The organism is Endozoicomonas acroporae (assembly GCF_002864045.1).
Lineage (GTDB): Bacteria > Pseudomonadota > Gammaproteobacteria > Pseudomonadales > Endozoicomonadaceae > Endozoicomonas > Endozoicomonas acroporae.
In genome coordinates this window covers 1-5,969 of sequence record NZ_PJPV01000214.1, presented here as the reverse complement: position 1 = coordinate 5,969, position 5,969 = coordinate 1, and the positions used below count along the sequence as shown (strand labels likewise).

Below are 5,969 nucleotides of genomic sequence, written 5' to 3'. Positions count from 1 at the left end.
CTATCTAACTTTGACGCGGCAATGGAAGCTCTGGATCGTCTTCGCGAATTGGGACATGCAGAACTTGAACTGCTGGAACCCCACCGAAGCCGAATGACTTATGTTGAATTAAGCACTGCTATCTGCAAAATGAGCTACGCAGTGGATTCAGAAACACGGAAAGAATGGAATGAAGCCAGCGAGAAAAGGAGAAGAGACCCACTTGGGCTTGATGAAATAGTGGAATGGGATTTGGATTCATTGGCGACAGAGTCAGAACTAGTCAACAACGATGACTGGATGGAAGAGTTCCTACAAGGGCTGTGATATGCATTCACACGTTGCAGGTGAAAAACACCTTCTATAACCCGTATTCCAGAGGATGACACCAGTTCTTTAAAGGTGAACCCCAAGGTTCTCGCAAGCTTCTCATGTGCAAGGCTTGCATCTGAGTCAGTTTGAAAGCTCATTATTTTTTGTTTTATCCGATTCTCTTTTTAAGGCAGTTGCTTGCTTGGCAGCAATTCTTGCTCGTTCTCTATCACCGGTATTTTTGAAAACGTGATAATAAGCCTTCTGGTAAACCTTATGGTATGCCCTCAGGCAAGCCTTCCGTTTCTCGGAATTCTCATAAGCCCATCGGACAGCCTTCCCTTTTTCGGACTTATTGTAAGTCTTATTGTTAATCTTCTGGGCAGCCCTCCGCTTTTCGGACTGGTCGTAAGCCTTTCGGGTAGCCTTCCCTCTCTCGGAATGTGCATAAGCCTTTTGGGAAGCCTTCCGCTTTTCGGACTGGTCATAAGTCTTTTGGGTAGCCTTCCCTCTCTCGGAATGTGCATAAGCTTTCTGGGTAGCCTTCCGTTTTTCGGACCGTGGTTGAGTTTGCCGACACACCCGTCCTTTATCGGGCTCATGGTAAGCTTTTCGGGTAGCCTCCCGTTTTTCGGACTGGGCATAAGCCTTCTGGTACGTCTTATCATGAGATATGGTCAGAGATTCACCAGAGCCGGAAGTAGAAGCTTTAACGTTCGACTCATTTACGGCAGTGTCTTTCAGTGTTGAAGCAGGTGCAGTGTGATTAGCATTGATAGAATATAAGTAAGCATTCGCTTCATCCCCCATACTCCAAACCCGATCAATTCTTATTTCAGGTTGAACGGTAAGGATTTTAGTATTTTGGTCGGCTTGCCGGTATGCTCCGGGTCTATGTGATAAGTCTATCGGTTCGCCTTGTTCAGATTCTTGAGAATAAATAGCACTGGCTGGCACTTGTTTAAAATGAGCACCCCTGACCGGGTTATTAAAGCTTGCACCACATGGAATCGAAGTATCCAAATACCTGACAGGTGCAGTTTGTTCAACCGGCAGCCCAAACGCTAAACCTCTTTGCTGCGGCCAGCCATACAAAACCAATCCATTGTTCGACATAACAGATTCGTACGCTTTTTGAAACTCCAAACACAGAAAGTGGGAGTTAAAATATGGATCAGTCATTGAATAATTGAATAATTGAATAATTGAATAATTGAATAATTGAATAATTGAATAATTGAATCAAAAGCTAGGACTGTTCTTTCTTGTAAAAGTTCCTCCATACCATGAACCGCCCAGGGTTAATGTCAACCCGGCAGAAAGAAATGCCATAGATATTAGCAATGATGATGTAAAGCTTTTGGCAAGCCAGCGCACGGCTGACGAGGAAGACGGTGGTCACCCTTGCTGGCCATGCCAATGCAGCCATGCGTCAGGACCACCAACAGGGAATAGTTAAAGGCTGTACAGCTTCGCCAGGTACTCAGCCACCGCGTGGTCATCACAATGACCAATACGCTCAAGCCCCGGCAGACTGTTCACCAGCGATGGGTCCGCATTACCCATCACCACACCTTTGCCGACGCTGGACAGCATCTCAAAGTCATTCATACCATCACCAAAAGCGATGGCATCCTGCAGACCATAGCCTTTCAGCTTCAGCACCTCTTCCAGTGCTGTCCCCTTGCAAACGCCCGGTGCCATAATTTCAAAACACTCCGGCAGAGAGTAGGTCATATAAAACTGATCACCGTAAAGTTCACGGGCCCGGTCAGATAGTGGCAATAAGTCAGCGTGGGATTCCGCGACAAAAAAGATCTTCTGGATGGCACTGGTTTCAACCGCATCAAAATCAGCCAAATGATAGGTAAAGCCGCTAGCCTTGCTGAACCCATGGAGGTCCTTATGCTCAACCTCAACCCGCCACTGCTCTCCCTGATAAACGCTGGTATGAACCTTATCTGCAAAGGGTTTTCGCAGGGACAATAATGGCTGCACAAATTCGGGGTTAATATCGTGCTGAACAATCATTTCGCCCTTCGGATTATGAACTCTGGCACCATTGCTGGTAATCAGATACATATCCACGCCAAGCTGTGATCTTATTCTTTCAACATCCTGAAAGTGGCGGCCAGTAGCAAAAATAAATTTGATACCTTTCTCACTCAGGTGCCGAATCACGTCACGGGTTCTGGGAGAAAGTTCATGCTGTTTGGTGAGCAGAGTTCCATCAAGATCAGATACAACCACTGGATACATATAAATACCTCTATGCAAATCCTATTGCAGAAAACAGAGGAAGAGTATCCTGAGGAAGCAGGCAGTCCCTTCCCTTGAAAAAAATACCTGCTAACGTAAGGCCAGGTGGAAAATCGTTCAATCCGTAGTTTTCTCAATCAGGAAAACGCCAGCTCCCCATCCTGCACTGCCACGTTAATGGTATCACCTGGTTTATATCGGCCAGATAGAATAGCTTCAGCCAGCGGGTTTTCTATGCTCCGTTGAATAGCCCGCTTCAACGGCCGGGCACCATAAACCGGATCAAAACCGACTTCTGCCAGCTGATCCATTGCCTCATCAGAAAGCGCCAGCCGTAGATTATTGTCCGCCAGCCTGCGATCCAGGTTAGCCAACTGTATGCTGGCGATAGATTTGATCTGGCTGGCACCCAGCGGATGGAATACCACTACCTCATCAATCCGGTTAACAAACTCTGGCCGGAAGTGCGTGCCTACCACTTCAATCAGGGTACTTTTCAGCTGTTCAAAATCGGTTTCACCGGTCTCTTTGTTCTGGAATGTCTGAATAAGGTCAGACCCCAGGTTTGATGTCATGACAATAACGGAATTTTTAAAGTCTACCGTTCTCCCCTGACCATCGGTCAGACGACCATCTTCCAATACCTGCAGAAGAATATTAAAAACATCCGGATGCGCCTTCTCAACTTCATCCATCAACACCAGAGAGTAGGGCTTACGACGTACGGCTTCGGTCAGGTAGCCACCTTCCTCATAACCTACATACCCCGGAGGCGCACCTAACAGGCGGGAAACCGAGTGTTTCTCCATAAACTCTGACATGTCGATACGGACGATGGCATCTTCCGTATCAAACAGAAATTCAGCCAGCGCCTTACACAGTTCGGTCTTACCAACACCGGTTGGGCCAAGGAACATAAAGGAGCCGTTAGGGCGGTTGGGGTCCGCTAACCCGGCCCGGGAGCGCCGCACCGCATTAGCAACCGCAATCACTGCCTCATCCTGGCCAACCACCCGTTTATGGAGCGCATCCTCCATACGCAGCAACTTCTCTTTCTCGCCTTCCAACATCTTGGCAACCGGAATGCCTGTCCATTTGGACACCACTTCAGCAATCTCTTCTTCCGTGACCCGGTTTCTCAAAAGCTGATGCTCGCCGGTTTCCAGGGCATCCGCCTGGGCCAGCTGTTTATCCAGTTCCGGCAGGGTGCCATACTGAATTTCGGACATTTTGGTTAAATCTCCTGCCCGTCTGGCGGCTTCCAGCTCAATCAACAGTTTTTCTTTTGCTTCACGCAGCTTCTGCCCCCCTTGCAACTGGGCTTTTTCTGCTTTCCAGACATCTTCCAGGTCGGAATACTCGCGCTCCAGTTCACCAACCTGCTCATTCAGCCTGGCCAGACGTTCCCTGGACGCTTCATCATCTTCTTTCTTCAGGGCTTCCTGTTCTATTTTGAGTTGAATCAGGCGACGTTCCAGTCGATCCATGGCTTCCGGCTTGGAGTCCATTTCCATCCGAATACGGCTGGCGGACTCATCAATCAGATCAATCGCCTTATCCGGCAGTTGTCGATCAGTGATATAACGCTGGGACAGTTTGACCGCGGCAATGATGGCCGGATCAGTAATATCAACTCCGTGATGCGCCTCATAACGTTCCTTCAGGCCACGGAGAATGGCGATGGCATCCTCTTCCGTGGGCTCATCCACCAGCACCTTCTGGAAACGCCTTTCAAGGGCTGCGTCTTTCTCAATATATTGTCTGTACTCATCGAGGGTCGTGGCACCGACACAATGCAACTCGCCCCTGGCCAGCGCAGGTTTCAGCATGTTCCCGGCGTCCATGGCACCATCCGCTTTACCGGCACCCACCATGGTATGTATTTCATCAATAAACAGGATGATCTGACCTTCCTGTTTGGCCAGGTCATTCAGCACCGACTTCAGCCGCTCTTCAAACTCTCCCCGGAACTTGGCACCAGCGATCAATGCACCCATATCCAGTGATAGCAGTCTTTTTCCTTTCAGACCTTCCGGCACTTCACCATTGACGATACGCTGGGCCAGTCCTTCAACAATGGCGGTTTTACCGACGCCCGGCTCTCCAATAATCACCGGATTGTTTTTGGTTCTTCGCTGCAGAACCTGGATCGTCCGCCGGATTTCATCATCCCGCCCAATGACCGGATCCAGCTTACCCTCTTCTGCACGCTCGGTCAGATCAATGGTGTATTTGCCCAGGGAGTTTCGGGAATCTTCCGCACTCGGGTCGTCAATAGACGCACCTCCGCGAATATTTTTAATGGCGTTTTCCAGTGCTTTCTGGCTGACTCCCTGACTGCTCAGTAATTTGCCCAGCGGACCACTGTCTTCCATCATGACCAGCAGCATGGTTTCACTGGAAATAAACTGGTCACTGGCCTGCTGTGCTTTTTTGTCCGCAAGGTTCAGCATTCGATAGAGGGCCTGGGACGTCTGAATATCACCGGTCGGCGATGACACCCTGGCCAACTGTTCCAACATGTCGGTCAGCTCACCACGAAGGGTGTTCACATCAAACCCGACCTGCATCAGCAGAGGCTTGACCGAGCCTCCCTTCTGGTCGATGAGCGCAAGCAAAAGGTGGACGGGCTCAATCTGATTGTTATCTTTGCCAATAGCCAGAGACTGGGCATCAGACAGAGCTGACTGGAGCTTGCTGGTCAGTCGATCCATTCTCATAATGACCTTCTCCTACTCATGATCTCACTTCCGGTTTTTACTTCTAAATAGCCAGAAACAGATGATTTCATATGGTTAGCTATCTATATAGTGCTGGTGTGTGGCATTTCAAGGATGAACTGTAAATCGTAACTGTGAAAACGTCTTTTTATTTAATCAACAGGAACCAATCCCCCCTATTGCCAGTCTGCTCTTTTTGAGCCAGCCATTATGAGGATGAACTGAATGAACTGTTTAGCTGGGATCAGCCGGTTAAATTTCACCCGGAAAAACCCTCAAAATGTTTCGACTCCAACAGATGCTTACCAAAAAAAACCGCCAAACACCATCAACCCGTTTAAGCACGGACAAATAGAAACAATAAGTTCACCAACCCGGCATTTACAAAGTTTCGATAGCCTGACCGGAGACTTCGTAAAAAAAACATCCTCTGCGCAAGTACCCTCAGAAAGCCAATGGATCGAACTGGCTTTGCGCAAAGTAGAACCAGAGACGCCTCGTATGAGCACATTCCAACCGGTATCTGAGCCAGCAGATAACTGTTACCCGCAAATCAAACCCAACAACGATAAACAACAGGCATCAGAACCCCATTACCACCATTGGACTGCTAGCACCTATACCAAAAGACTCTCCCCCATTCCTGAATGAACCTTCCCCTCAGGGCGGTTGCACCTAGTGTACGATAGTTTATATTTT

5 protein-coding genes and 1 pseudogene are annotated in these 5,969 nt (G+C 48.6%); 2 read left to right on the top strand and 4 right to left on the bottom strand.

Going from position 1 to position 5,969, the window contains the following annotated elements; all coding sequences use genetic code 11:
• A partial coding sequence (locus tag CX664_RS26750) for a hypothetical protein (protein WP_180966617.1) occupies positions 1-306 on the top strand: 306 nt, incomplete at its 5' end.
• On the opposite strand, the pseudogene CX664_RS24200 reads toward CX664_RS26750, so the two are convergent.
• The 4 genes and pseudogenes from CX664_RS24200 to clpB form a co-directional block, all read right to left on the bottom strand.
• A pseudogene (locus CX664_RS24200) lies at positions 303-431 on the bottom strand (IS1595-like element ISEnu2 family transposase); the annotation flags it as partial. The gene CX664_RS26750 and the pseudogene CX664_RS24200 overlap by 4 nt on opposite strands.
• 1 nt (position 432) lies before the next feature.
• A complete protein-coding gene (locus CX664_RS24195) occupies positions 433-1,407 on the bottom strand; it encodes a hypothetical protein (protein WP_101749180.1) in 975 nt (324 codons plus the stop codon).
• Between the two features lie 339 nt (positions 1,408-1,746).
• Positions 1,747-2,550 (bottom strand): Cof-type HAD-IIB family hydrolase, encoded by an 804-nt coding sequence (locus CX664_RS24185; RefSeq protein WP_101749178.1) that lies wholly within the window; start codon positions 2,548-2,550, stop codon positions 1,747-1,749.
• A 137-nt stretch (positions 2,551-2,687) separates the two neighbouring features.
• Positions 2,688-5,270, bottom strand: coding sequence for an ATP-dependent chaperone ClpB (clpB, locus tag CX664_RS24180; RefSeq protein ID WP_101749177.1), 2,583 nt, complete (start codon positions 5,268-5,270; stop codon positions 2,688-2,690).
• Between the two features lie 225 nt (positions 5,271-5,495).
• On the opposite strand from clpB, the gene CX664_RS24175 reads away from it, so the two are divergent.
• Positions 5,496-5,921, top strand: a complete 426-nt coding sequence (locus tag CX664_RS24175; RefSeq protein ID WP_101749176.1) for a hypothetical protein — start codon at positions 5,496-5,498, stop codon at positions 5,919-5,921.
• Positions 5,922-5,969: the final 48 nt, after the last annotated feature.

Coding starts and splice junctions, on each gene's coding strand:
- CX664_RS24195 (WP_101749180.1), bottom strand. CDS start 1,407: ATGTCGAACAATGGATTGGTTTTGTATGGCTGGCCGCAGCAAAGAGGT.
- CX664_RS24185 (WP_101749178.1), bottom strand. CDS start 2,550: ATGTATCCAGTGGTTGTATCTGATCTTGATGGAACTCTGCTCACCAAA.
- clpB (WP_101749177.1), bottom strand. CDS start 5,270: ATGAGAATGGATCGACTGACCAGCAAGCTCCAGTCAGCTCTGTCTGAT.
- CX664_RS24175 (WP_101749176.1), top strand. CDS start 5,496: ATGAACTGTTTAGCTGGGATCAGCCGGTTAAATTTCACCCGGAAAAAC.